The organism is Legionella cardiaca (genome assembly GCF_029026145.1).
GTDB lineage: Bacteria > Pseudomonadota > Gammaproteobacteria > Legionellales > Legionellaceae > Tatlockia > Tatlockia cardiaca.
On record NZ_CP119078.1, the window covers coordinates 1,565,866 to 1,591,798 of the forward strand.

The window sequence follows — 25,933 nt, forward strand, 5'->3', positions numbered from 1 at the left end:
GCTATTATTAGCGTTTTTGAAACTCAATGGAGTTGGTGCATATGAAAGTTGGTCAAAACAGTCTTTCAACTGAATCTCAATTATCAGTAGATGGTAAAGCATATAATTACTTCAGTCTTAAAGAAGCAGAGAAAAATCACTTCCCTGGAATTAATCGTTTACCCTACTCTCTGAAAGTACTATTTGAAAATTTGTTACGTTTTGAAGATGGTACTACGGTGACAACCGCTGATATAAAAGCAATTGCTGAATGGCTAAAGACTAAAACCTCGCAGCATGAAATTGCTTATCGTCCCGCACGAGTTCTCATGCAGGATTTTACTGGAGTACCCGCTGTAGTTGATTTAGCTGCAATGCGCGATGCTTTAGCAAAGCTGGGGGGCAATCCTGAGAAAATTTCTCCACTTTCCCCTGTTGATTTAGTCATTGACCACTCAGTTATGGTCGATAAATTTGCCAGTCCTGATGCACTTGAAATTAATACAGAAATTGAAATTAGACGCAATAAAGAGCGTTATGAATTTTTACGCTGGGGACAAAAAGCATTTGCCAACTTCCAGGTTGTTCCTCCAGGCACCGGTATCTGTCATCAAGTCAACTTAGAATACTTAGGGAAAACTGTCTGGACAAACGAGGTCAACGGTAAACGTTATGCTTACCCAGATACCCTGGTCGGTACAGATTCGCATACAACAATGATCAACGGCTTGGGCGTATTAGGTTGGGGAGTTGGCGGTATTGAAGCGGAGGCAGCCATGTTAGGGCAACCTGTTTCCATGTTAATTCCAGAGGTAATCGGATTTAAGTTAACAGGAAAGCTGAGAGAAGGCATTACCGCTACGGATCTCGTTTTAACAGTAACGCAGATGCTTCGTCAAAAAGGTGTAGTTGGTAAATTTGTTGAGTTTTATGGCCCTGGTCTTGCCGATTTACCATTAGCCGATCGTGCTACCATTTCTAACATGGCACCAGAGTACGGTGCTACTTGTGGTTTCTTTCCAGTTGATAAAGAAACCCTACGTTACTTGGAATTAACTGGCCGTGATTCCCATACAATTGCATTAGTTGAAGCCTACTGCAAAGCTCAAGGCTTATGGTATGACAGTACAATTGAGGACCCTGTGTTCACTGATACATTAAGCCTCGATTTAACTTCCGTTGAACCTTCTTTAGCAGGTCCTAAACGACCCCAGGATAAAGTGAATTTGCAAACACTCCCGGAAGCCTTCGATTCATTTTTAGCAAGCGTTGGCAAAGGATTAGAGAAAGAAAACAGATTCCCGGTTAAAAATAATGAGTACGAAATGCGTCATGGTGATGTCGTTATTGCTGCGATAACAAGTTGCACCAACACATCTAATCCAAGTGTTCTTATGGCGGCCGGTTTAGTTGCCAAAAAAGCAATTGAAAAAGGTTTAAGTCGTAAGCCTTGGGTTAAATCGTCGTTAGCTCCTGGCTCCAAAGTAGTAACTGACTACTTAAAGCATGCGGGCTTGCAACCTTACCTTGATAAATTAGGATTTAATCTGGTTGGCTATGGCTGTACGACTTGTATCGGTAATTCTGGGCCGCTGCCTGATATCGTTTCTGACTGCGTGAATGATAACGATTTGGTTGTATGCTCTGTACTTTCTGGAAACCGCAATTTTGAAGGCAGAGTGCATCCCCAAGTACGTGCTAACTGGTTAGCCTCACCCCCATTAGTTGTCGCTTATGCATTATGCGGCACTGCTTGCATTGATTTAAGTAAGGAGCCTATTGGTCAAGATCCCAATGGAAACGATGTATTCCTTAAAGATATCTGGCCAACGAATGCTGAGGTAGCTTTTGAAGTGGCCAAAGTAAGCGGTACAATGTTCCGCAAAGAATATGCTGAAGTTTTTAAAGGGGACGCTAGCTGGCAAGCAATTCAAACAGGTAGCGACTCAACTTACAGCTGGAATAAAGATTCTACTTATATTCAACACCCACCCTTCTTTGACAATCTTTCAAGAAAACCTGACTCTATTAAACCAATAAATAGAGCCTATGTATTAGCGTTGTTGGGTGACTCGATTACTACGGATCATATTTCACCTGCAGGTTCCATTAAAACAAACTCCCCTGCCGGTTTGTATTTAAAATCAAAAGGAGTCAGTGAAGCTGATTTTAACTCCTATGGTTCAAGACGTGGTAACCATGAAGTCATGATGCGAGGTACTTTCGCTAACATTCGTATTCGCAATGAAATGACTCCAGGAATTGAGGGTGGCATTACACGCCATATTCCCTCTAATGAAGTGATGCCGATTTATGATGCCTCTATGCTTTATCAAGAACAAGGTGAGCAATTGGTTATTATTGCTGGCAAGGAATATGGAACGGGCTCTTCTCGGGATTGGGCAGCTAAAGGAACTAATTTACTGGGAGTCAAAGCTGTTATTACTGAAAGCTTTGAACGTATACACCGTTCTAATTTAATTGGTATGGGTGTATTGCCACTGCAGTTTATGGAGGGTACTAGTCGATTAACTTTAGGCTTGGACGGTACTGAACGCATTAGCATTGAAGTAAATGACTCTTTACGGCCTGGTGCTAAATTAACCATGCTTATTGAGCGATTAACTGGTAGTCAGGAAAAAGTAGATGTGCTTTGCCGCATCGATACTATGAATGAACTGGAATACTACCGTAATGGCGGTATTTTACAGTATGTACTTCGCAACCTAATGTAAGCTTGCAATAGCTTCTCAGTCTTGAGCTGGGAAGCTATTGATTTTGCTCTCTTCAACATCCCAGACTGATTGATTTTATATAGTTAAACTGCTAAATTTTGCCGCTTACAATTTAGCTTGATTGTCCCTGCCTGACATCAAGGATATATGAAAAAGCTAAAATTATGATGAAAGAGGTTAAGCATAGTAAATGACTGAGTTAAAAATAATTTTTAGTAAAAAAATTAGCATTTTTCATAAAGCCTTTCCGTCATTCACCATCAATTTCTCTAGCATCCCTTAAGGATTTCGCATGCACCCCAAAAAAGTTTTATCAGTCTTTTCGCTGGTTATGATCAACGTCATTGCCGTTGATAGCTTGCGAACACTGCCAATGAGTGCAAAATTAGGTTTACCCTTGGTATCTTATTACCTGGTTGCAGCCTTTACTTTTTTTATCCCTGTGGCACTGGTTGCAGCCGAATTAGCAACAGCATACCCTAACACAGGTGGATTATATGTCTGGGTTCGTGAAGCATTTGGGCGACGAGCCGGATTTATTACCATCTGGCTGCAATGGATCTACAATGTAGTTTGGTACCCCACAATACTCGCTTTTATTGCAGCAACGCTCTCTTATCTTTTTGCTCCACAATTAGCAAATAATAAAATTTACTTATTAGGGACAGCTCTGAGCCTGTTTTGGATATTTACTTTATTAAACTGCTTTGGTATGCGCGTTTCCAGCATTGTAAGCACTATTGGTGCGATTCTTGGAACTATTTTACCTATGCTTGGTATTAGTATTCTGGGAGCAATATGGTTACTTCAAGGTCGTCCGATTTCTGTTGACATGCCGTCAACCTGGCTGCCTGACTTTAGTTCAATTGGCAATTTATCACTCTTTTCTGCTGTTTTATTTGGGTTGCTTGGCATGGAAATGTCCGCCGTGCATGCTGAAGAAGTTAAAAATCCGCAACGGGATTATCCCCGCGCCATTCTTTATTCAGCTATTCTTATCTTTGCAACGCTTGTGTTAGGTTCATTAGCGATTGTTATTGTGGTCCCTAATCAACAATTAAGTGTTGTTTCAGGATTAATTGATGCTTATGCAACATTTTTTGCTGCCTATCAGACACCCTGGATGACTGCAATAATCGCAATTCTCATTATTCTTGGTGGGTTAAGTGGCGTATCGGCGTGGATTATCGGTCCGACCAAAGGTCTCCTGGTTTCTGCCCAAGATGGTTCTTTGCCAGAAATATTTTCTAAAGTTAATCGTCATGGTGCCCCTGTTGCTATCTTAATGACTCAAGGAATTATCTTTTCCCTTTTAAGTTCTGTCTTTATTCTATTTGATTCAGTTAATGCAGCCTATTGGATTCTTAGCGATTTAAGTGCACAAATGGCTTTATTAGTTTATGTGTTTATGTTCTCGGCTGCGATAAAACTACGCTACAGTAAACCTAATCAACCACGTAGTTATAAGATACCGGGTGGAAACGGAGTAATGTGTCTGGTTGCAGGCATTGGGACCTTATGCTGTATCGGAGCCATGCTCATTGGCTTTGTTCCACCAACACAAATTCCTATTGATAATATTTATTTCTTTGAAGGCTTTTTAATCGGTGGTTTATTCTTATTTGTAGTTTTACCTTGGTGGTTTGCCAAAAAGCATGAAGAAGTATTTGATAAAACCCATCCAGATCATTATATAGATTAATATGCTGGCTTCCTCAAAATCAATAATAACTTTAATTAACCCTTCTAATTGAATGTTATTCCGTGTAGCCGGGAATTCATCTCCTGCAAGTTAAGAATTTATAGATAAATAGATTCCCGCCTACGCGGGAATGACACCATATATAAACAATATGTCTATTAAAAAGTCGATAAATTGTTCAGAAAAGATGACAAATGCTTAAGACTTACGAATCCTCTGCACTTGTAAGCCTCTTTAGCGCCTAATTGATACAATAGCAACAGCTCTTCCTACCTGCACAAGCGCCTATCCAAATAATAAGTAGGTTCCGCGCATAAGCGCGGAACACAAGAGTATGATACCGGTTAATAACCCTCAGGAAGTGACATTAAGCTTGCATTGCCACCTGCTGCAGTTGTATCCACGGTATAGGTACGCTCATGGCATAGACGCAATAAATAGTAAGGGCCTCCAGCCTTAGGACCAGTTCCAGAAAGTCCTTCTCCACCGAAAGGTTGCAATCCAACCACCGCACCAATCATATTCCGATTCACGTAGCAGTTTCCTGCATGAATACGCGAACGAATGTATTCTACAGTTTGATTAATACGACTGTGAATTCCTAAAGTCAGGCCATAACCCGTATTATTAATTTGCTCAATAACGCTGTCTAAAGCTTTTCGCTTATAGCTAATTACATGCAAAACTGGACCAAACACTTCTTTTTGAAGAGCAGACATGTTTTTAATAGCTATTGCAGTAGGAGGCATGAAATAACCATTGCTACATTCTTCAGATAATTTGCACTGATAGATAATTTCATGTTCTTTTTGCATAGTATCTACATGAGCTCTTAATCCTGCCAAAGCATCAGCATCAATAACAGGCCCTAAATCGGTTGCTAACCATCGAGGATCACCAACTTGTAGCTCAGCCATTGCCCCTTTTAACAGGGTAATCATACGAGGATAAACTTCTTCTTGAACAAACAGAACCCGTAGAGCCGAACAACGTTGACCTGCGCTACCAAAGGCGGAAGTAATTACGTCTACGGTAACTTGCTCTAATAACGCAGAAGAGTCCACAATCATTGCATTCTGACCACCTGTCTCAGCAATTAAAGGAATAATTTCTCCTCCACGAGTTGCCAAAGTGCTATTAATACTTGCGGCCGTTTGTGTCGACCCGGTAAAAATTACGCCTTTTACACGTTGATCAGCAACTAAGTGAGCCCCTACTACTTCACCACTGCCCGGCAATAATTGTACAACCGAAGCAGGAATCCCTGCTTGATGCATTAACTGGACAGCAAACGTGGCAATAATGGATGTTTGCTCAGCAGGTTTGGCAACAACACAATTTCCTGTCACTAAGGCTGCAACTACTTGTCCTGTAAAAATTGCTAAAGGAAAATTCCAAGGACTGATGCAGGCAATAACCCCTCGGCCATGTAAACTGAGCTCATTTAACTCACCTGTGTAGCCATGGAGACGCATTGGCTTCGCCATAAGTTTATCGGCCATCATTGAATAATAGCGACAGAAATCAACGGCCTCACGAATTTCAGCAACGCCGTCATTCCAGGTTTTTCCAGCTTCAAGACAGGTCATGGCCAATAACTCTGACATATTCTCTTCTAAGAGCTCTGCAAAACGTTCGATGCAAGCTGTGCGTTCGCTAACTGGCGTGTTACTCCATGCAGAGAAAGCTTTCTCAGCCTGAATTAAAGCCCAATCAACATCTTCTACTGTAGCATTACTAACCCGACCAATAGGACGATCAAAATTTTGCGGAGAAGTAACACTTCTATCCACTTCACCACCCTGTTTACCAGCTAATAGTGGCTTAGCCTGCCAACGTGACAAATCCATCTCGCTATATTGTTGCTGCAGTCTCGCAACCACCTCTCTATCAGAAAAATCAATACCGCTTGAATTTTTTCTTTCTGGTAAAAAAATAGACGCTGGAAGTGGAATATTCTGATTTATTTTACCTAATAAATGATTCGCCTTACTCACCGGATCTTCGACCAATGAACTAATAGGAGCCTTTTCATCGACAATACGATTAACAAAAGAAGAATTAGCACCATTCTCTAACAATCGACGTACCAAATAGGGTAACAAATCCTCATGACTACCTACAGGAGCATAAATACGACAAGGGATACCTAAGCGGTTTGCGGGAACAATTTGTTCATATAATTCATTGCCCATACCATGTAAACACTGGAATTCGAAATCCCTATAATCACCCACTACATTTAAAATCATGGCAACTGAATAAGCATTATGAGTTGCAAACTGTGGATAAATAGCATCCGTCATTGTCATTAATTTTTTTGCACAAGCTTGAAAAGATACATCTGTAAATACCTTACGAGTAAACACAGGATATTCTGACAAACCGAGCATTTGTGCTTTTTTAATCTCACTATCCCAATAGGCACCTTTGATCAGGCGGACCATCATGCGACGTTGTTTGCTTCTTGCCAAATTAGCAACCCAATCCAGCAAATAAAATGCTCGTTTTTGGTATGATTGCACCGCCATCCCAAAACCGTGCCAACCATGTAAGCTATCATCACAGAAAACTCGCTCAATAATGTCTAGAGAAAGCTCTAGGCGCTCAGATTCTTCAGCATCGATTGTCAATCCAATATCGTATTTTTTAGCGAGCTGTGCTAATTCCAATAATTTAGGAGGTAAATCTTCCATAACCCGCGCATGTTGGGATTCTTGGTATCGTGGATACAAAGCCGATAATTTAATAGAAATTCCAGGTCTTTGATAAATATGAGCATTTTTATCAACACTTGCTCCAATTGCATCAATCGCATCCTTATAGGCAATAAAATAACGATTGGCATCAGCAGCGGTCAGGGCCGCTTCCCCAAGCATGTCATAGGAATAACGATAACCTCTTGCTTCCTTCTTTTTTGCCCGCGACAATGCTTCATTAATTGTACGACCAGTAACGAATTGTTTACTCATAATACGCATGGCAGTATCCACTGCTTTGCGCACAACGCCTTCACCACTACGATTAAATAATTTAAATAATGCCTTACTTAAAGTCGAATCAGCTTTTTCAGGCGTGAGGACCTTACCCGTTAACATTAATGCCCAGGTTGTGGCATTAACAAAAAAAGACTCACTTTGTCCACGATGAGATTTCCAATCTGCATTGCTAAGCTTATCTTTGATTAAGCTATCAATTGTTGCATTGTCTGGCACTCGCAGTAATGCCTCCGCCAAACACATAAGTGCTATACCTTCATCACTTGAGAGAGAGTATTGCGTAAGAAACGAATCAATTCCTGTGCTTTTTTTTCTCTCAGCACGGACTTGCTCAACCAAACCAGTCGCTTTATTTTTTATAGAGGATACCTGACTATTGTCTAAGGCAGCTTTTTCAATTAACTCAGTCATTAATGTTAATTCATCAACGCGATATGCTTTGTTAATTAATGCACGCGGTCCCTGAGGAAGTTGTATTGAATACCGCTCAAGCATGTTATTCTCCAATGTAACAGGTCAAAAAATATCAAAGGATGATAATTCAGAATATAGCGAATTGAAATCTATCAGGACCAAAATTATCTCTACAATCGCTTTAAATCAGCCTTTTTTTATCGTGTGATTTAGAAAAATTAGCCTTTAAAATAGATCTAATTTTGTAACAAAAGAATAAATTTTAAACAGTGAATTGACTAAATTTCATCTTTTTTGAATCTAATTTTACACTTTATGTTCAATTTTAATTCAATTATTAACTTATCATTAATCTTTAACCTTTTGAATTGATTAATATTTTCCCCAAATGAACAAGTAATTTTCGTCTAATTTTACATTTACCTTAGTTGTAAATATAATTACCAGTTTTTTGAGACCACGTTTCATGCGTTAAACAGAGAAAAAAGGAGTGTTATGAATACAATTTTAAGCTTTCTTTCTGCCGCGTTTTTTTCAACCAGTATGACTCATACAACCCTTCCAGCTAAAACTGGATTTGATGTCAACAAAGAGGTGCAGCACCTTAGTCAAAAAGCACCTCAACTCAATAGAAGGGTTTTAAAGCTCGCTCTAACAGCTTATAAAAAAGCAGCCGACAAAGGTGCCGTTAAAAAGCCCGTTCTAACCGTTATTGATTATTCTTTGCCTTCAAATAAGCAACGTATGTGGGTATTTGATGTTCGCAAAGAACGCTTATTGTACAACACTTATGTAGCCCACGGTAGAAATTCCGGCGGAAATATTCCTCATCATTTTTCCAATAAGACTTCTAGCAAAGAAAGCAGTCTGGGAACTTATATTACTCGCAATACCTATATTGGCTCAAAAGGTTACTCTCTAAATTTACAAGGTTTGGAGCGTGGTTTTAATGATAACGCCTATAATAGACGTGTAGTAATTCATGGTGCATGGTATGTAGAACCTGACTTCATCAAAAAATCAGGCCGTGCAGGTCGAAGCTGGGGTTGTCCTTCAATCGCTAAAACACTGGCAAAACCTGTAATTAATACCATTAAAAATGGTTCCGTGGTTTTTGCCTATTATCCTGACAGCTACTACCTCTCGCACTCAGGTTATGTAACTGTATAAAAAATAAAGCCAGGGCATCGCCCTGGCTTAGCAGTCTTCCAATCAAGATATCCTATCCTGATATTTCATCCCTGACCATCATTTCCATATGATTACAAATCCTTTTGAGCAGACCCCAAATCCGTTGAAGTCATAATTAAAATTTAGCAATTGGCGTTTTACTCTGCAAGAGTGCTTATTTTAAATACGAGAGCATATTTTTCTTACACGGTTTTAATAAATACTTATTTTTCAATAAGTTAATCAAAGATGCAAGTTATTAAGACACTTTGAACATGATAATTTCTCGCTATAGATTGAGAAATTTCTTGGACTCCTACAAGATAAAACCCAAGCCAAATCGTCCTCTAATATTCTTTTTTGTTCTCGTAAGAAGACATTTGATTTCTAATTGAACTTAAATGACTAGCTTTAAGATTTCGATTTTCATTGAATTTAATAACAAGATAACCACGGTACTGCTGAGCATCCATATCCTTAGTCGCCATAGCTTCTAACAGAGTTTTTTCTGGAACCCAATAGGGCTCGTACCAGGTCCTGTCGGGATCCATAATCAAAATACGTCTTTTTGCCATATCATAGGCACCGATAGGGGCAAAATGTCCGACACTTTCATCCCCGGTGAAAAATTTCTGATTAAAATTAGCAATTATAAATGACTGTCCTGCTTCACTCTCTATAAGATGTTTATGCAGTACTGATTCGGTTGACTTGCTACTATCTTGTGTATGAATCAATTGAATGGTGAAACCATGCAATCCATAAGCTTCAAAAGCTTTTGCTAGAAGCAATTTAAATTGTTCTAATGTAACCCCATCTCCATCAACTTGAACTCCTTTTTCCCAATCCTTGTCTTTTACACGATTCAAGATGTCATCCTGGGTTGCTAATTTTGTTTTGGAAAAGAGTTGATTGGAAAGTGCAGCATTAATTACCATCGCAGCTGTGGCCAAAGAACAAGAACTATCATTACGTTGATGGATGTAATAAGGACTTAGCTTCCAATAAAGTGGCGCTTTGTGTTCTTGTATATAAGCATGGGATTGCAGGATTGATATAATTTCTGGAGCGTATCTTGGCGGCGCACTCTGCAAAGCAGCACAAGTGTGGCTGAAACTAATTGCAAAGAAAAATAAAATGAAATATCGCCTGCTTATTCTAGAGATAGTTGCCATTTCGAAATCCCTCAAAAATTACTTAAGATAAGTTAAATCGCTAGATACTATTGGCATATTGAACAATCAGCGCATCCAATTATCTGTTTTAAATAATATTATATTTGCAAGGACTTTGCTTATTGAATTAAATTTTTACTATTAAAATCACTAAACACGCTTGCCAAAGCTATGAATTATGGTAGTTTAGTTGCACTTAATTTGCCTTCTGAGATTACAATGAATCAGCAACCTGAAAGTGTCAAAAAAGATAAATTGCAAATTATTGATTGGCTAATAGAGCATTTTCCTAGCGCTTTTTTCAAAAAGGGAAATCAGGTTAAACCACTGCAAATTGGAATATTTGATGAGATTATTGATTTCTACGAACGCTTAGACACGCCACCTTTCAGCAAAAAGGCGCTGAGAGAGGCTCTAAGTTATTACAGTTCATCACCTGCTTATTTAAATTGTCAAAAACCCAACGTTGCTCGCGTTGATCTTTTTGGTAATGAAGTCGATGTAGTCACTGAAGAACAAGCAAAATATGCCCATCAGCGATACCAACAGCGTTATGCCGAAAAGAAAAATCAAGACTTAAAACAAGAAACCAAATAATTAACATCAACTGCGTGATGTAATTTGGCTGTACGGGTCCATGGATTATAGGTCATCCCTGTAATATTTAATAAATCCATATCAGCACCTCTTATCATGCTGGCTAATTCACTTGGTTTAATAAATTTGTTAAAGTCATGAGTCTGCCTAGGCAACAGCCCCAATAAATATTCAGCAGCTAAAATTGCTGTTGTATACGCTTTAAGTGTTCTATTGATTGTTGAAAGAAATAGGTAACCACCAGGTTTTAGTAAACGGGCACAATGCGTAATAATTAACTGTGGATCAGGTACGTGCTCCAACATTTCCATGCAAGTAATTACATCAAACCCTGTCATTTCATACTCCTCAATCGGGCAGCAGACATAATCAATAGCCAATTGACTGGTTTGTGCATGATTTCTTGCGACTTCTAGTGTCTCGACTGTTACATCCAACCCAGTAACACGAGCGCCCTTCATTGCCATAGCTTCTGATAAAACACCGCCTCCACAACCTACATCAAGAACATTTTTATCCATTAAATCACAGGTTTGCGTGATGAATTCAAGGCGAGAAGGATTAATATCATGTAGGGTTTTAAGAGGACCTTCTTTATCCCACCAATGCGCAGCATGTTGCGAAAATTTTGCAACTTCTTGCAGATCAACTGTTGATTTGTTATTCATAGCGATTAAGTAAGTCCAAAGGTTTAAAAAATTCCAACACTTGTGGGTTATTGATAAAACTTAGATTGTAAGGATGCTCTGCAATTAAGCAAGAAAAAATCTTGTTCTGAGGAATTTCCTTGGCAATATTGCCAAATAAAATTAATTTTATAGAAGAATTCTGCGCTGCTAATTGCTCTAACAAACTATTCATAAAAGGCTTCCATGCACGAGCGTGTAAACGTACTTCCCCTTTTTTAAAAACCAAAGAAGCATTCAATAATAAAAAACCTTTTTTCTTTAAAGTTGTAAAAAAATCGCTCGCTGTTTGGCAAAAAAGGGATGTATCTAATGCGGCAATAGCTGGTTGCGACAAATCATTTTTTAAATCACCCCGAGCCACAAGGAGCATTTTAATCCAGTTTCTTAATGAAGTGGCCCGATTAACCTCTTTACTAAGGCCAGTTTTACTCCACAAGTTTTGTACCGAATTATCCCAAAATGCATAACCATTGGCTGATTCAGGACGGGGATAAGGCGACTCGCCAAGTAATAAATATTTCGTATCTTGCAATGGCAAGCTAAATGCAGCAAATAAATTATTAAGACCGGGCAACCAATCCTGATTTTGCTGCAAACTAACCAAATAATCTTTATTGACCATTTGCAAAGCACTACTTAATATAGGGTGCCATTGAGGATGAGTATTTTTTATTAATGAATGCACAAGTCTGTCCATAGGTAATTAAAAATCAATAATTAAATTCTGGCTTATACCATAAATTAAGCACACAAAGAAATTGAGGGCCAATAATGTCGCGTGGTATTGAAGAAACAATAAAAATGACTAGCGATAGTTTACATAATAAAAATTGTTTCTCTTATTTACAACAATTAAAATTAAGCAACATTGTGTTATCAAATCTCTCTCCTGCTTTAGCAAATAGTCTGCAAACAATACAATATCAAACCACTTATAATCCTGATTTTGCTTATGCCGATGTCTATACGAATTTCTTCACAGAAGTAGAAACTAATATTGAAAAAATTTATGATATTCCAAAATATGAGCTAGCTCGCAAACAAGCCCAGATTGAACAATTTGCTTCACTTGATACGCAAGAAATCTCCGAGTCAGAGCGCTTTTTACAAATTTATATAAAGTCTTTAGGCGATCCCCTGCCTGAATTAAAAGAACTGAACGATTTTATTTTTTCTATCTATGACAATGATAATGACATCCTTAGTGAAACCTTTGAAGTAATAAAGAATATTCCGCTAAGCCATACTCCCGTTAATAATGCAATTGAAGGTTCTATTTCTAATGCATTAAAGGATAGGGGAACGAAAATAAATAAATACGCACAATCTCCTGCACAAGCCGGCTCACTGTTCGGTCGTTTTACAGCCATGATCTCGGATAATTTTAAGCCACAACATACCACAAGCTTAGCAACGCTGCGTAAATATCGTTATACACAGGATGACTCTCGCCCTCGCGAATATCGTTTTGGTACTCAAGGACAGCGTGATCAAGGCATTGAGCGTGTTAGCCCACTATTTGAAAGATGGTTACAAGTTAAAGCAGAGCGGGCAGCAAGTGATTCTAAGATAACTCATATCTATTTTAATAATCTTGGTCTAGACAGAACAGACGCAGAAGGCAGGAAAGAAAGTGCGCTAACAAGGAAACTTCATCAGCTTGAAGAGCGGCATCCTAATATTGCAGTTATTACTTTGCCTGCAGATAAAGGTTTAATGTCTGGAGGTCACTATAGAAAAGTCAGAGACAGCCATGACTATGCTGTCGTATACGATGAGTTTCTCAAGATTGCCAGTCAGGATTCAAACTCTGGTCAAACAATTAAAGATTTTTATATCAGTGATAATGTACGGCAATTGGCATTTCAAAATGCCAATGGAGAGTACACAAAGGAAATTGAAAAAGACGAACTCAAAAAACTATTAGATAAGAGTTTTAAGGTCATGGGTATTACACCAGGAACACCCATGTCTAGTGCTCAGAAACAGGCTATCTGGTTTCATTTTATTAAGTTCGAGCTAACTAATCATATTATTAAAGCGCTTCAACCACAGAGCATTAATTTTTCCTGTAAAGATGCCATTGACCGCGGCGGTGTTTCCTCAGCCTATTACAACCTACTAAAATCATTTGAAGAACAAACACCTCCTAAAATAAATGCCCCTATGACGAGGGAAGAGTTTGAATGTGCTTTGCATGCAGCCCCTGCAATGGTTAAAGCTCGCGGTATGAACCATCACTTAAAAATTATTTGGAATGCGGTTAATAATTATGTAAATGCCAATTATGACGAACTTAAAACAAACACAAATAAAGCTTGGCTTATTGAATGGCGTGACGTTAACTGCCCTCATCATCGCGTTAAAGATTTATTAAATTTAAGGGTTGAGCAAGGAATTCAAGAACTAAGGAAGGCAAATGCTGACTATCCTGACGAAGTGCACCCTTCTGCAGTGCTAATCAATAAGAGCCTTCATATTCTGGAGCAAATTAAGTCACAAAAAAACATTGGTGTCAGTGGAAAACGATTATTACTTGAGGCAGCGGTACGTACTCCCCAGATAACCTTAAACCCTAATGAAGAGAACATAGAAGCTTATTCTGCTTTGGCAGATAAGCTTGTCATTCATTCACCCAAGCTACAAATGTTAGCTGGGATTATGAAAACTTTAATTGGTGCAATTTTATTTTTACCCTCTTTAGGATTTTCAAAAGAATTGATAAATTCTGGGATCGCTACTTTTAAAGCAGGGACACAATCTCAACGACGAAAAGAAATACAAAATAATATGAAAGAACAACTTCACCATTTGAAAGTAAAAACATCTCCTGTTGAGGACGAAAGTGAAACTGATGCTGAGGCGTTCCATTAAACTCTCTTTTATATCATTTGATCCATTAGTTAAACATCCTACGCACCAGTGTAGTAACAAGGTTGCTAAGGCAGGAATTTTCCGTTAATGTCATAAGCTTTGTAAAAGAGTTATATCGACATGGATCAAGCTTTAAATGGATTACTACCTTATTTGAATGCTCATAAACAGCTCATGATAGAGCAATTACACCAATTTTGTGAGATCAATTCAGGTACAGAAAATTTACAAGGCTTAGCTACTATGCTTAAGGTCTTGGAAAAAACATTTAAGCCTCTGGCTGACGATATGCAAATCCACCAATTTCCTACCATTAATACTATTAATATGAGAGGAGAAACCTCATTGCAACAATGTGGTGATGCTCTTTTAATTCGCAAACGCCCCGAGTTAAAACGCCGTATTCTCTTGGCAGGACATATGGATACAGTTTATGCAGTCAACGATCCCTTTCAACAATTAATTTATGTTAATGAAAACCATATTAATGGGCCTGGTGTGGCCGATATGAAGGGAGGTTTAATCGTTGTACTGCATGCTTTGCAAGCTTTTGAAGAAATGCCAGCCGCCCGTGAATTAGGTTGGGATGTTGTTATTAATGCGGATGAAGAAATTGGCTCTCCTGCATCCAGTATTTTATACGAGGCAATCGCTAAAAATTATCAAGCGGGTCTTCTGTATGAACCAGCAATGGATCCCGAAGGTACTTTGGCAAAAAATCGCCGTGGAAGTGGCAAACTAACGTTAGTAGCTACAGGTAAAACAGCACATGCAGGACGATCATTTTATCAAGGACGGAATGCAATTTCTTATTTAGCGGAGGCTATTGTTGCTATTCATGCACTTAATGGATTACGAGACGATGTGACTATTAATATAGGTAAAATCGCTGGTGGCGGGGCATTAAATGTCGTCCCTGACAAAGCAGTTATTAAAATGGATGTCCGTATCGGTCATCCTGAAGATGAAGCATGGGTGAGAGAGCAATTGAATCGCATCATTAATCAAATGAAACGTGAAGATTACTCTTTAACCCTGCATGGAACCTTCGGCCGACCCGTGAAACGAGTTTGCCCAGCAACACAAAAGCTATTTTCACGAATCCAAAAATTAGGACATCGGCTTAATTTAACCATTAATTGGAAAGACAGCGGTGGTTGTTGTGATGGCAATAATCTTGCGAAACATGGCATGGCCGTTATCGATACCCTGGGTGTTCGGGGTGGAAACATTCACAGTCCCAACGAATATATTTTATTAGACAGCCTTGTCGAACGTTCAGCACTTAGTGCTCTTCTACTCTTTGACTTGGCACAAGGTGGACTTGAGGAAATACAACGATGATGTTATTTCGCAGTGCGCGTGACACTGATCTCGATGCAATTCATCATTTAGCCGAACACTGTGGGATCGGCATGACTACTCTACCTAAGGATAAAGAGCTATTACGCAAACGGCTGCATTGGGCTTGCACTTCTTTTCAAAAAACGATTAATCATCCCATAAGCGAATACTATTTATTTGTTCTTGAAGATCTGGAAACTGGCCAAGTGGTAGGTACATCGGGGATTGAGGCAGCTACGGGTCACGACTTACCTTTTTATTCTTACAAGGTTTCCAAACGTACGCGCATTAGCCATTCGCTTAATATTCGTAGTGATTATGAAGTATTAAGTCTCGTCAATGATAACCAGGGAAGAAGTGAGATTTGTACTCTATTCTTAGAGCCCAGTTACCGACATAGTAGCAATGGTTTGTTATTGTCACGTGCACGGTTTCTATTTATGGCACATTACCCAAATCGTTTTGCACCTATCGTCATTGCAGAAATGCGTGGAATCTCAGATGAATGGGGACATTCACCGTTTTGGGATAATGTAGGCAGGCATTTTTTTCATATGCCCTTTGCTGAAGCAGATCGTTTAACTATCTCAACAAACAAACAGTTTATTGCTGATTTAATGCCAAGAAATCCTATTTACGTGAAACTTCTTGCTCCAGAAGCACAAGCAGTTATTGGTAAACCACATCAATCCACAGTTCCTGCAATGAATATCTTATTGCGGGAAGGCTTTCGCTATAATTCTTATATCGATATTTTTGATGCCGGCCCTACCATTGAAGCACCGCGTAATCAAATTCGCACAATCGTGACCAGCCGCATTATGACGGTTAAAAGCATTAGTGATGAAGTAAGTTCCAAACGTTTTCTGTTGGCCAACACTAAACTTGATTTTCGCGCCACTATCAGCCAGGCAATTTTCAATGAACAACAGGAATCTTGTATCATTAGCAGGAAAACAGCTGAATTGCTAGAAGTGAAACGTGGCGATTGTGTACGCATAGCCCCTTTACAGGTTGAAGAACAAACCATTTACAGTGAGCCCAAACATGAGAAAAAGCCATCAAAGTAATACAGCAATTCATTATATTGACGGTAACTGGATACAAGGAGAAGGAGAAGCTTTTTTTTCCAAAAATCCAGCGGATGATAGTCTTGTTTGGCAGGGTAATCATGCAACCATAGAGGAAGTTAATGCAGCTTGTGAAGCAGCACATCTTGCTCTTCCTCGGTGGTCATCACTAAGTTTTGCTGATCGCGTAACTTATTTGCAGAATTTTGCGAAAGAAGTCGAAGCCAAACAGCATGAACTGGCTTATCTCATTGCTTTAGAAACAGGAAAACCATTATGGGAAGCTAAAACAGAAGTTAATTCGGTAATTGCCAAAATAAATATCTCTATTCAAGCCTATCAGGAGCGCAACGCTGAAAAACAGTCTGATACAGCTGATGCAAAAGCCTGGCTTCGTTACAAACCTCATGGAGTAGTAGCAGTGCTCGGCGCCTTTAATTTTCCTGCACATTTAAGTAATGGTCATATCGTACCTGCTCTTTTAGCTGGCAATACCGTGATTTATAAACCAAGTGAATTAACCCCTGCCGTGGCACAATTTATTATGCAGTGCTGGCATGAGAGTGGCTTACCACGGGGCGTACTTAATTGTGTTCAGGGAGGGGTGAGCAGTGGACAAGCCTTATTAGCAACCGATATACAAGGGGTCTATTTTACCGGCAGTTATCATGCCGGGAGAAAAATTCATCAATCCTTTAGTGACAGACCTGACGTTATATTGGCTCTTGAGATGGGCGGAAACAATCCATTGGTCATTGACACAATTCAAAATCTTAATGCAGCAATCTACCATACTTTATTATCCACCATGATAACCTCTGGCCAGCGATGCACCTGTGCAAGACGAGTTTTTATCCCTAATAATAATGCAGGCGACACCTTTTTAGCGCATTTCATTAATGCCTGTAAGCAAATTAAAATTGCTCCTTTCACACAACAGCCTGAGCCCTTTATGGGCCCTGTCATCAGCCATGAACATGCTCTCATGCACCTTAAGGCACAGGAAGGATTAATTAAACTGGGTGGCCAATCTCTATTAAAGATGACACTACTGGAAAAGAATACAGGTTTTCTCTCTCCGGGCATCATTGATATGACTGAAGTTATTAATGCACCTGATGATGAAATTTTTGCTCCACTCTGCCAGGTTTATCGTTATGACAGTTTCGATGAGGCATTAGCCTTGGCCAATAGTACTCGCTACGGTCTGGCTGCGGGCTTACTAAGCAATAATGAAAAAAATTATCAGCAATTTTATCATACAATCCGTGCCGGGCTTATTAATTGGAATAGACCCACCACGGGTGCTGTCAGTAATTTGCCTTTTGGTGGCGTTGGATGTAGCGGGAATCATCGCCCAAGCGCCTATTTTGCAGCAGACTACTGCGCTTACCCTATTGCCAGTTTGGAACAGTCTCAGTTAGCCATACCAGCGCAATTAGTACCAGGAATTCAATTGGAATAGATTATGGCAGTTTTTGAATTAAATTTAGATGGTTTAGTTGGACCTACTCACCATTATGCAGGTTTATCGGCAGGTAATCTTGCTTCAACTACGAATGCCTTGAGCCTTTCGAATCCACAAGCCGCAGCGCTTCAAGGACTTGCTAAAATGCGACTATTGCATGAAGCAGGGATAAAACAAGCTTTATTGCCCCCGCATCAACGACCTAATTTGCATTTACTCTATCAGTTGGGATTTAAGGGAAGCCCTGCTCAACAAATCCAGAGTGTATATCGTCATGCTCCCGAACTACTTAGCGCTTGTTATTCCGCATCAAGTATGTGGGCTGCGAATGCAGCAACAGTTTCTGCAAGTGTTGATACAATTGATAATCGTATTCATTTCACCGCTGCAAACTTGATTAGTAATCTGCATCGCCATCAGGAGGCAGATTTTTCGTATTATTTGTTAAAACGTTTATTTCAGGATAGCAACTATTTCCAGCATCATATTCCACTTCCCAGGACGACAATCATTGGCGATGAAGGCGCAGCTAATCACAACCGATTATGTGCAAATCATGAAAGTCCTGCAATTAATCTATTTGTTTATGGCCGACGAGCCTTGGGAGGTCACAATGACACCGGACCATCCAAATATCCTGCACGCCAAACTTTGGAAGCATCCCAAGCGATTACCAGAAATCATTTGTTAAAGCCCGAGCAGGTAGTCTTTGCATGTCAAAATCCCATAGCCATTGATCAAGGAGTTTTTCATAATGATGTCATCGGTGTTGCTAATGAATCGGTATTACTAATTCATGAGGATGCGTTTATTAATCAGGCAGAGATTTTGCAAGAGCTAAAGGAAAAAGCGAATTTCCCTCTGAATATTATTGAAATTAAGCGCGAGCAACTTAGCATCACTGAAGCAGTTAGTACCTACCTTTTTAATTCCCAACTCATCACATTGCCCAATCAAGGGGGTAAAAAATTAATGGTGTTAATTGCTCCTGCTGAATGCGAACAAAATTATTATGCAAAATCAGTGATTGATAAGCTTATTGCTGACGATTCTAACCCCATTAAAACAGTGCATTATCTCGACCTTAAACAAAGTATGCGTAACGGTGGAGGTCCTGCATGCCTTCGTTTGCGAGTTCCTTTAAATGAAATCGAATTACAGGCAATGCATCAAAGCATCCTGATTAATGAAAAACTATTAGCTAATCTAGAAGCCTGGGTTACACGTCATTATCGTACCCAACTTCATGTTGATGACTTAGCTGATCCATTATTTATGAATGAATGTTTGACTGCTTTAGATGAATTAAGCCGTTTATTAGCGTTAGATTCTCTTTATCCCTTCCAACGAGAGACAAGCGGTTAGCTATGTGGAAAACGTTTCATGGTAAATGCATCTATAAGTCTCCGACGGGAATACGGGTCTTTCAAAATTTGTTATTTCGTTGGCTTAAGTTTAATAGCAATGCTTTGCAAACACTGTTAAATCGTTATTTTCCACACCGACCTGGCCTTTACTATATTGATCCTCTCACTCTTTTTGTGAGGCTTAAGCCCACTAACTGTTGCATGTTTGGATTAGGCGGTGCCGGAGCCGCTCACGCACTTTCATACAAGAAAGAGCTTAAACTTACTGTTGTGGAATACAGTATCGATATCATTAATATTGCGCGCCGCTTTTTTATGCTTGATAAACTATCTAATATCGAAATTATTCATCAAGATGCCCAACTATTCGTTCAGGAAACCAATCGGTTTTTTCAACATCTTCTCATTGATTTGTTTACCGATGATACCTTTCCTGCTCATTGTAATACTGAAGAATTTTTTAATCATTGTAAGCGTATTTTACTACCGGATGGGATATTAGCGGTTAATTTGGCAAATCTTCATGAACAGTGGCCTATCTTTCAGCTTATTAAAAAAAATTTCCCAAACTCTATTATAGCTGTGCCTGTTAAAAAATCAGCGAATCTTATTATATTTGCAACCAAGCATGAATCAATAAATCCTTTATTAGATATTCTTAAGCAACACAACAAGCTGAAAAAGCTCTTGTGGGATGCTAAGTGGGGATATGTCGCTAAAGTTAAACATTGAGAACCTAATTAATATTTGTAAGGCCAGATAAGATTCTTGAAGTTTTATTATTTCGGGTAAGTTTCTCTTTCTTGCAAAAAAAGCCAACACCTCTTGTATAATTTTTTATAAATTATAAGGAGCCGGACAAAATAAGAGAATTGAATAATTGCGCGTCATCTCCTTTATGCGCAATCTCCTTATTAAGCCAGTTTTGGGCAAAATCTTTTTCTCGTGCTGTCATTGCGCCACTAAAAAAGAAAGAACGACCTGTAGCTACCCGACTTAGCCCCACCAATAAACCTAAACCGCCAAACATAAAGCCAATTATCATTAATGTATCCGCAATCAAACGTCTTGTACTGTGCCGATGATGAAACTGGTCATGTGCAAGCTGCTTTAACTGTTGTGATATATCTTTTATGGAGGAGCCTGATTTTCGTATTTCAACTGCTTTTGTGTAAAAATTCAGAATAGAATCATTATAATCAGTACCAAATTGATTTTTTTTATTAAGTGCTAATTTTTTATTACGAAACTCTTCTAAAAGTTTTAAATCAATATTTTCCTGTTCTATTGACGATTGCAATCCCCAAAAAGTGAAAATATCTTCCCTTGAAACTTTATACTTATTTTTTGTAGCACCCGCATTGTCTAACTCTTGAATCACCAGGGTGTTAGCTAATGGGAGCTTATCTTTAACCAGCTTCGGAAAAACAAATTGCAACGAGTCAAAAGGTGGCCTAAAATCTCCACTTTTATGATTGATACGTTGTAAAACATTGTTTTCATCAAAAAATGCATTACCCGCCGTTATACATTTTGCCTCCCATGGAGTATTAACCTCTGTCATTTGCCAGTGAGCTGGAACAGGTCCGGACGGAAAGCCTTCAAAAGCAAACACAAGCTCGCCATCTGTTCTTAGCAAAAAGCGAAGAACCTTCACCCCTTTTCTGGATGGACAATTTTTATCTTGCAGTAATTGGTGAATTTCATTAGCCTTCACTATACGTGGAGAATTATTTATGACTTTAATTGTACCACTCATGCCAAGAGGTGTTTTGAGATAGTCTTTATTAAAAAATTTGAATGGCATATTAGAGGCGAACTGATAAATATTTGAATTATTTTACAGCAATAGCCTTAACCTTTTATTAAAATTTTCCGCCTTTTCAGAGTTAGCACCTCTAATATTTGCACTGCAGAGCCCCTCACTGCGTTGAGGATTCCTAGGGGTTGTATGAAAATTTGCCATGACATTGGGAATTATCATTATTTTATTTTGTTTCCCTGATTATGTTCCATTAAGAATTTAATTTCATAAAATAGAAGAATATTCATCTAACTTTAATTTTAAACAATTTAGGGCTAGTATTAACGATTTTTTGATTAACTGGAATAAATAATGGAGCCTATTGACGCGGTTATTTCGTGGGTTGATGGTTATGATCCCGTATATCAACAAAAATTAAAAGCATACTGTAACCAACAAGGAATTGAGCAAAATATTGCTGTAGAACCAACACGTATTCAGCAGCACAATGAAATTCATTATTGCTTGCACGCATTAGGACGCTTTGCTCCCTGGCTACGAACTATTTACATAATCACTAATCAGCAAACACCTCCTACCGTAGCGGCTTTGCAAGGCACAGCACTGGGAGGCAAAATTAAAATTATTGACCAAAATGATTTGCTGCTTGAGTTTGGCTCAACCACTCCTGTATTTAATAGCCTCAGCATCGAATGGTTAATCTGGCAGATAAAAGGATTATCTAATCAATTTCTCTATTTAAACGATGATTTCTTTATCATTCGTGATGTTACTCCCGATGACTTTTTTAAAAATAATCGCATGATTCTGCGCGGAAAATGGAAGGTTCAACTTGAACAGAAATGGCACTATTTAATTAAAAAACGTCTATCTTTCTTGCTGGGAAAGACCGTAGAAAAACCTCAAAACAATCCCCACAGAGCCTGGCAAGAAAATAGCGCGAAATTAGCTGGGTGCAATAGGCAATTTTATCTTTTACCTCACGCCCCATTTCCTCTAATTAAAAAAACTTTTAATGATTACATCGCGCAAAATCCTGAACTATTTCATAAAAACATTCGCTATCCCTTCCGTCATCCCGATCAGGTATCCAGTATTCCACTCATGGTTCATTTAGATATTAAGAACAATCATGTTCTCTACGATTCAAATTATCATCAAACTATAATGGTCAATGGCGCTTGTCATTCTTTAAAAAAAATAAAATCTCGCTTGAATCATGCACAGAATAAGCGCAATGTCACCTTCGTCTGCATGCAAAGTATTGATCAAGCACCCTCTGAAACTCAAGAATACCTGATAAATTGGCTACAAGAAAAAATAGTGAGGTAAGCTCGGCGGAATATGGATGTAACTACGGGTAAATTGGAAGTCTTGATTTATCAAGACTTCCACGACTTATTAAATTTCCATTAAATCTTTTTCTTTGATAACTAATAACGCATCAACGTCAGCGATGTATTTATCAGTTAATTTTTGAATAACATCTCCAGCACGACGCTCATCATCCTCAGAGATATCTTTAGATTTAACTAATTCTTTAAGCTGGTGATTTGCATCACGACGGATATTACGAATCGCTACACGTCCCTGCTCACCTTCACCCCTTACAACTTTAATCATTTCCTTGCGTCGCTCTTCTGTTAAAGGAGGCATAGGAACACGAATGGCATTTCCAGCAGTTGCAGGATTTAACCCTAAATCAGAGGTTAGAATCGCCTTTTCGACAGCAGCAACCATTGATTTTTCCCAAGGAGTTACCAATAGTGTACGTGAATCACTAACGGTAACATTAGCGACTTGATTCAATGGTGTAGAATTACCGTAATAATCAACATGGACATGATCTAAAAGACTAACATTAGCACGCCCAGTGCGAATTTTAGTCAGATCATGTTGTAAAGTTTCAATAGTTTTCTTCATCCGCTTTTCAGCGTCCTGCTTGATATCATTGATCATGGTTTGCTCCTACTATGGTCCCAACCCTTTCACCGAGAACAATTTTCTTTAGCGCATTTGGGGCTGCCATATCGAATACCTGTAAAGGCATACCATGATCCTGGCATAAGCAAATGGCCGTAGAGTCCATTACCTCAAGTCCTTCACTTAAAACTTGCTTATAAGTTAGATAATCATAACGAATAGCGTCTGGATTTTTAAGTGGATCTGCTGAGTAAATTCCATCCACTTTAGTGGCTTTCAACACAACGTCCGCACCCACTTCAATTGCTCTTAAACAAGCAGCAGAATCAGTAGTGAAGAATGGATTTCCAGTACCAGCAGCAAAAATTACTACATGTCCGTTGCGCAGATGAGTAATTGCCTTACGTCTATGGTAAGGGTCTACAACCCCTAACATAGGGATTGCAGACATAATGCGTGCTGGCAAATCAATACGCTCTAAAGCATCACGCAAAGCCAAAGCATTCATAACAGTGGCAAGCATGCCCATATGATCACCAGTTACGCGACCAAGACCTGCTTTCGACAAAGCTTTACCGCGAAACAGATTGCCGCCGCCAATTACAATACCGACTTCAACACCCATGCTTATCAGTTCGGCTACATCTTTAGCCATGCGATCAAGAATTGATGGATCTATTCCAGACTGAGCCGTTCCCATCAACGCCTCACCACTGTATTTAAGCAGGATACGTTTATATTTTAATTGCGATTGATTGGAATTCATCATTAATCACGAACCTGAGCCATTACTTCTTCAACGAAATTATCTTCTTTCTTCTCAATACCTTCGCCAACTTCAAAGCGTGTAAAAGAAATTACTTCAGCATTTTTTTCTTTTAACAATTGGCTTACTTTCTTATTAGGATCTTTGACATAAGGTTGCCCTAATAAGCTCACTTCATCAACAAACTTATTGATGCGACCTTCAATCATTTTATCAATAATTTCTTGTGGCTTACCGCTTTCACGCGCTTGAGCAGTAAAGATTTCACGCTCATTTTCAATTGCGTCAGCTGAAACCTGGTCACGATTGACAACCATTGGACGGCTGGCAGCGATATGCATAGCGATATCTTTCGCCAATGTTTCATCACCATTTTTCATGTTAACGATGACACCAATACGCGTGCCATGCAAATAATGGCCAACTACGCCATCAGTAGACATTCTTTCAATACGACGAAGTTTAATATTTTCACCAATCTTAGAAACTAACTCTTGTCTAGCTTGTTCAACCGTTATGTTGCTGCCAATCAAGTTTTGATTTGACAATTCTTCAATACTCTTAACAGAAGAAGCCAATGCTGTTTCGCTGACTTTGCCAGCAAAGTTAGTAAAGTTCTCATCCCGGGCGACGAAATCAGTTTCGCTATTGATTTCCAGCATAACAGCAGAACGACCATCTGTGGAACGAGCAATTACAATAATACCTTCTGCAGCTACGCGATCAGCTTTCTTATCCGCTTTAGCTTGTCCAGCTTTACGCATTTCAATGATAGCCTGTTCAATATCGCCGTTTGTAGCAATCAAGAATTTTTTACATTCCATCATACCGGCGCCTGTGCGCTCACGTAATTGCATTACTAATGCAGCACTAATTGACATATTTACCCCTCCATATAGCAAAAAGGGGGTACGTTAATAAATCAACGCCCCCCTCCTCTTTAAAAGTTAATTACTCACCTGCAGCTTTTTCTTCTTCTTTATTATTAGCAGGGACTTCAACAAATTCAGCATCTGATGGCACACCACCGACTGTGTTACCTTGTTTTGCATCAAGAATAGCATCTGCAACACAACGAACATAAATATCGACTGCACGCATAGAATCATCATTACCAGGGATAACGTAATCAATGTTATCTGGGCTATTGTTTGTATCAACGATACCAATGACGGGAATTTTTAAGCGGCGAGCTTCTTCAACAGCAATGTGTTCAAAACCAACGTCAACTACAAAAAGGGCATCTGGTAATCCGCCCATATCTTCGATACCACCTAAACCACGCTCTAATTTTTCCAACTCACGAGTTAGCATTAAAGCTTCTTTTTTAATCATCAAGCTGAATGCGCCTTTATCTCGCATTTCTTTCAATTCTTTCAGACGGAAAATTGATTGACGAACTGTTTTCCAGTTGGTCAACATACCACCCAACCAGCGATGGTCTACATAAGGCATACCACAACGCGTTGCATGTTCGCGAATGCTGTCTTGTGCTGCTCTCTTAGTGCCAACAAATAAAATCTTTGCTTTGTTTGATGCTAAGCGACCTACGTAGTTCACTACATCATTCAGCATAGGTAATGTTTTTTCTAAGTTGATGATATGAATCTTATTTCTTGATCCAAAGATGTATTGAGCCATTTTTGGATTCCAAAAACGGGTTCTGTGGCCAAAATGAGCCCCCGCTTCTAAAAGTTCACGCATACTAACGTTCATATAAATTTCTCCAGGGTTAAGCCTCCACGTTTCCCATACAGTACCCTTTTGGGACCCCACCGCATGTGACGAAACGTGTGTGTCGTTAAAAGCGCGGTATTTATACCACAATGCAGCTAAATCAGCAATGACATTGACTTTATTTCATTTTTTTTTATTATATTTGCACCTGATTTTGAG

At 39.1% G+C, this 25,933-nt stretch carries 20 protein-coding genes; 11 read left to right on the forward strand and 9 right to left on the reverse strand.

Annotated features, from left to right (window positions below):
• Positions 1-41 precede the first annotated feature (41 nt).
• Together acnA and PXX05_RS06785 are read left to right on the forward strand one after the other, a co-directional pair.
• Positions 42-2,714: an aconitate hydratase AcnA gene (gene acnA, locus PXX05_RS06780; protein WP_275090303.1), complete on the forward strand. Its 2,673-nt coding sequence runs from the start codon at positions 42-44 to the stop codon at positions 2,712-2,714.
• Between the two features lie 292 nt (positions 2,715-3,006).
• On the forward strand, positions 3,007-4,416 hold the full coding sequence (locus PXX05_RS06785) for an APC family permease (protein WP_275090304.1): 1,410 nt from the start codon (positions 3,007-3,009) through the stop codon (positions 4,414-4,416).
• A 344-nt stretch (positions 4,417-4,760) separates the two neighbouring features.
• Here PXX05_RS06785 and putA read toward each other — a convergent pair whose 3' ends face one another.
• A complete protein-coding gene (putA, locus tag PXX05_RS06790; RefSeq protein WP_275090305.1) occupies positions 4,761-7,910 on the reverse strand; it encodes a bifunctional proline dehydrogenase/L-glutamate gamma-semialdehyde dehydrogenase PutA in 3,150 nt (1,049 codons plus the stop codon).
• 414 nt (positions 7,911-8,324) lie between these two features.
• On the opposite strand from putA, the gene PXX05_RS06795 reads away from it, so the two are divergent.
• Positions 8,325-8,999: a murein L,D-transpeptidase catalytic domain family protein gene (locus PXX05_RS06795; RefSeq protein WP_275090306.1), complete on the forward strand. Its 675-nt coding sequence runs from the start codon at positions 8,325-8,327 to the stop codon at positions 8,997-8,999.
• 347 nt (positions 9,000-9,346) lie between these two features.
• Here PXX05_RS06795 and PXX05_RS06800 read toward each other — a convergent pair whose 3' ends face one another.
• Positions 9,347-10,174 (reverse strand): phytochelatin synthase family protein, encoded by an 828-nt coding sequence (locus tag PXX05_RS06800; protein WP_275090307.1) that lies wholly within the window; start codon positions 10,172-10,174, stop codon positions 9,347-9,349.
• A gap of 219 nt (positions 10,175-10,393) precedes the next feature.
• Between PXX05_RS06800 and PXX05_RS06805 the strand changes: the two genes are divergently transcribed.
• Complete coding sequence (locus PXX05_RS06805; RefSeq protein WP_275090479.1) at positions 10,394-10,771, forward strand: ProQ/FinO family protein; 378 nt, start codon at positions 10,394-10,396, stop codon at positions 10,769-10,771.
• Here PXX05_RS06805 and ubiG read toward each other — a convergent pair.
• Together ubiG and PXX05_RS06815 are read right to left on the reverse strand one after the other, a co-directional pair.
• Positions 10,744-11,439, reverse strand: a complete 696-nt coding sequence (gene ubiG, locus PXX05_RS06810; protein WP_275090308.1) for a bifunctional 2-polyprenyl-6-hydroxyphenol methylase/3-demethylubiquinol 3-O-methyltransferase UbiG — start codon at positions 11,437-11,439, stop codon at positions 10,744-10,746. The genes PXX05_RS06805 and ubiG overlap by 28 nt on opposite strands.
• Entirely contained in the window at positions 11,432-12,157 is a 726-nt protein-coding gene (locus PXX05_RS06815) for a uracil-DNA glycosylase family protein (RefSeq protein ID WP_275090309.1), read from the reverse strand. Before PXX05_RS06815 ends, ubiG begins: the two co-directional genes overlap by 8 nt.
• Before the next feature lie 74 nt (positions 12,158-12,231).
• On the opposite strand from PXX05_RS06815, the gene PXX05_RS06820 reads away from it, so the two are divergent.
• From PXX05_RS06820 to PXX05_RS06845, 6 genes are all read left to right on the forward strand, one after another.
• Positions 12,232-14,334, forward strand: a complete 2,103-nt coding sequence (locus tag PXX05_RS06820) for a hypothetical protein (protein WP_275090310.1) — start codon at positions 12,232-12,234, stop codon at positions 14,332-14,334.
• 120 nt (positions 14,335-14,454) lie between these two features.
• Positions 14,455-15,678 (forward strand): hydrolase, encoded by a 1,224-nt coding sequence (locus PXX05_RS06825; RefSeq protein WP_275090311.1) that lies wholly within the window; start codon positions 14,455-14,457, stop codon positions 15,676-15,678.
• Complete coding sequence (gene astA, locus PXX05_RS06830) at positions 15,675-16,748, forward strand: arginine N-succinyltransferase (protein ID WP_275090312.1); 1,074 nt, start codon at positions 15,675-15,677, stop codon at positions 16,746-16,748. The genes PXX05_RS06825 and astA overlap by 4 nt, the downstream gene beginning before the upstream one ends.
• Positions 16,726-18,213, forward strand: a complete 1,488-nt coding sequence (astD, locus tag PXX05_RS06835) for a succinylglutamate-semialdehyde dehydrogenase (RefSeq protein ID WP_275090314.1) — start codon at positions 16,726-16,728, stop codon at positions 18,211-18,213. The genes astA and astD overlap by 23 nt, the downstream gene beginning before the upstream one ends.
• A gap of 3 nt (positions 18,214-18,216) precedes the next feature.
• The gene (gene astB, locus PXX05_RS06840; protein WP_275090315.1) at positions 18,217-19,581 is read left to right on the forward strand and encodes an N-succinylarginine dihydrolase; all 1,365 of its coding nucleotides are present in this window, start codon (positions 18,217-18,219) and stop codon (positions 19,579-19,581) included.
• A gap of 2 nt (positions 19,582-19,583) precedes the next feature.
• Positions 19,584-20,315 carry a spermidine synthase gene (locus PXX05_RS06845; protein ID WP_275090316.1) on the forward strand — a complete coding sequence of 244 codons (732 nt, stop codon included), beginning with the start codon at positions 19,584-19,586 and terminating at the stop codon, positions 20,313-20,315.
• Positions 20,316-20,427: 112 nt separating this feature from the next.
• On the opposite strand, the gene PXX05_RS06850 is transcribed toward PXX05_RS06845, so the two are convergent.
• Positions 20,428-21,390: a hypothetical protein gene (locus tag PXX05_RS06850; RefSeq protein WP_275090317.1), complete on the reverse strand. Its 963-nt coding sequence runs from the start codon at positions 21,388-21,390 to the stop codon at positions 20,428-20,430.
• Positions 21,391-21,699: 309 nt separating this feature from the next.
• Here PXX05_RS06850 and PXX05_RS06855 point away from each other — a divergent pair, with 309 nt between their 5' ends.
• Positions 21,700-22,680, forward strand: coding sequence for a Stealth CR1 domain-containing protein (locus PXX05_RS06855; protein ID WP_275090318.1), 981 nt, complete (start codon positions 21,700-21,702; stop codon positions 22,678-22,680).
• 69 nt (positions 22,681-22,749) lie between these two features.
• On the opposite strand, the gene frr is transcribed toward PXX05_RS06855, so the two are convergent.
• The 4 genes from frr to rpsB all read right to left on the reverse strand — a co-directional run bounded on the left by frr (position 22,750) and on the right by rpsB (position 25,753).
• Complete coding sequence (gene frr, locus PXX05_RS06860) at positions 22,750-23,307, reverse strand: ribosome recycling factor (protein ID WP_275090319.1); 558 nt, start codon at positions 23,305-23,307, stop codon at positions 22,750-22,752.
• On the reverse strand, positions 23,297-24,040 hold the full coding sequence (gene pyrH / locus PXX05_RS06865; RefSeq protein ID WP_275090320.1) for a UMP kinase: 744 nt from the start codon (positions 24,038-24,040) through the stop codon (positions 23,297-23,299). The genes frr and pyrH overlap by 11 nt, the downstream gene beginning before the upstream one ends.
• A complete protein-coding gene (gene tsf, locus PXX05_RS06870) occupies positions 24,040-24,918 on the reverse strand; it encodes a translation elongation factor Ts (protein WP_275090321.1) in 879 nt (292 codons plus the stop codon). The genes pyrH and tsf overlap by 1 nt, the downstream gene beginning before the upstream one ends.
• 70 nt (positions 24,919-24,988) lie before the next feature.
• Positions 24,989-25,753: a 30S ribosomal protein S2 gene (gene rpsB / locus PXX05_RS06875; RefSeq protein WP_275090322.1), complete on the reverse strand. Its 765-nt coding sequence runs from the start codon at positions 25,751-25,753 to the stop codon at positions 24,989-24,991.
• Positions 25,754-25,933 lie beyond the last annotated feature (180 nt).

What these genes read in the sequence shown, in the direction of transcription:
- acnA (WP_275090303.1), top strand. Translation starts at nt 42, where the DNA reads ATGAAAGTTGGTCAAAACAGTCTTTCAACTGAATCTCAATTATCAGTA.
- PXX05_RS06785 (WP_275090304.1), top strand. Translation starts at nt 3,007, where the DNA reads ATGCACCCCAAAAAAGTTTTATCAGTCTTTTCGCTGGTTATGATCAAC.
- putA (WP_275090305.1), bottom strand. Translation starts at nt 7,910, where the DNA reads ATGCTTGAGCGGTATTCAATACAACTTCCTCAGGGACCGCGTGCATTA.
- PXX05_RS06795 (WP_275090306.1), top strand. Translation starts at nt 8,325, where the DNA reads ATGAATACAATTTTAAGCTTTCTTTCTGCCGCGTTTTTTTCAACCAGT.
- PXX05_RS06800 (WP_275090307.1), bottom strand. Translation starts at nt 10,174, where the DNA reads ATGGCAACTATCTCTAGAATAAGCAGGCGATATTTCATTTTATTTTTC.
- PXX05_RS06805 (WP_275090479.1), top strand. Translation starts at nt 10,394, where the DNA reads ATGAATCAGCAACCTGAAAGTGTCAAAAAAGATAAATTGCAAATTATT.
- ubiG (WP_275090308.1), bottom strand. Translation starts at nt 11,439, where the DNA reads ATGAATAACAAATCAACAGTTGATCTGCAAGAAGTTGCAAAATTTTCG.
- PXX05_RS06815 (WP_275090309.1), bottom strand. Translation starts at nt 12,157, where the DNA reads ATGGACAGACTTGTGCATTCATTAATAAAAAATACTCATCCTCAATGG.
- PXX05_RS06820 (WP_275090310.1), top strand. Translation starts at nt 12,232, where the DNA reads ATGTCGCGTGGTATTGAAGAAACAATAAAAATGACTAGCGATAGTTTA.
- PXX05_RS06825 (WP_275090311.1), top strand. Translation starts at nt 14,455, where the DNA reads ATGGATCAAGCTTTAAATGGATTACTACCTTATTTGAATGCTCATAAA.
- astA (WP_275090312.1), top strand. Translation starts at nt 15,675, where the DNA reads ATGATGTTATTTCGCAGTGCGCGTGACACTGATCTCGATGCAATTCAT.
- astD (WP_275090314.1), top strand. Translation starts at nt 16,726, where the DNA reads ATGAGAAAAAGCCATCAAAGTAATACAGCAATTCATTATATTGACGGT.
- astB (WP_275090315.1), top strand. Translation starts at nt 18,217, where the DNA reads ATGGCAGTTTTTGAATTAAATTTAGATGGTTTAGTTGGACCTACTCAC.
- PXX05_RS06845 (WP_275090316.1), top strand. Translation starts at nt 19,584, where the DNA reads ATGTGGAAAACGTTTCATGGTAAATGCATCTATAAGTCTCCGACGGGA.
- PXX05_RS06850 (WP_275090317.1), bottom strand. Translation starts at nt 21,390, where the DNA reads ATGCCATTCAAATTTTTTAATAAAGACTATCTCAAAACACCTCTTGGC.
- PXX05_RS06855 (WP_275090318.1), top strand. Translation starts at nt 21,700, where the DNA reads ATGGAGCCTATTGACGCGGTTATTTCGTGGGTTGATGGTTATGATCCC.
- frr (WP_275090319.1), bottom strand. Translation starts at nt 23,307, where the DNA reads ATGATCAATGATATCAAGCAGGACGCTGAAAAGCGGATGAAGAAAACT.
- pyrH (WP_275090320.1), bottom strand. Translation starts at nt 24,040, where the DNA reads ATGATGAATTCCAATCAATCGCAATTAAAATATAAACGTATCCTGCTT.
- tsf (WP_275090321.1), bottom strand. Translation starts at nt 24,918, where the DNA reads ATGTCAATTAGTGCTGCATTAGTAATGCAATTACGTGAGCGCACAGGC.
- rpsB (WP_275090322.1), bottom strand. Translation starts at nt 25,753, where the DNA reads ATGAACGTTAGTATGCGTGAACTTTTAGAAGCGGGGGCTCATTTTGGC.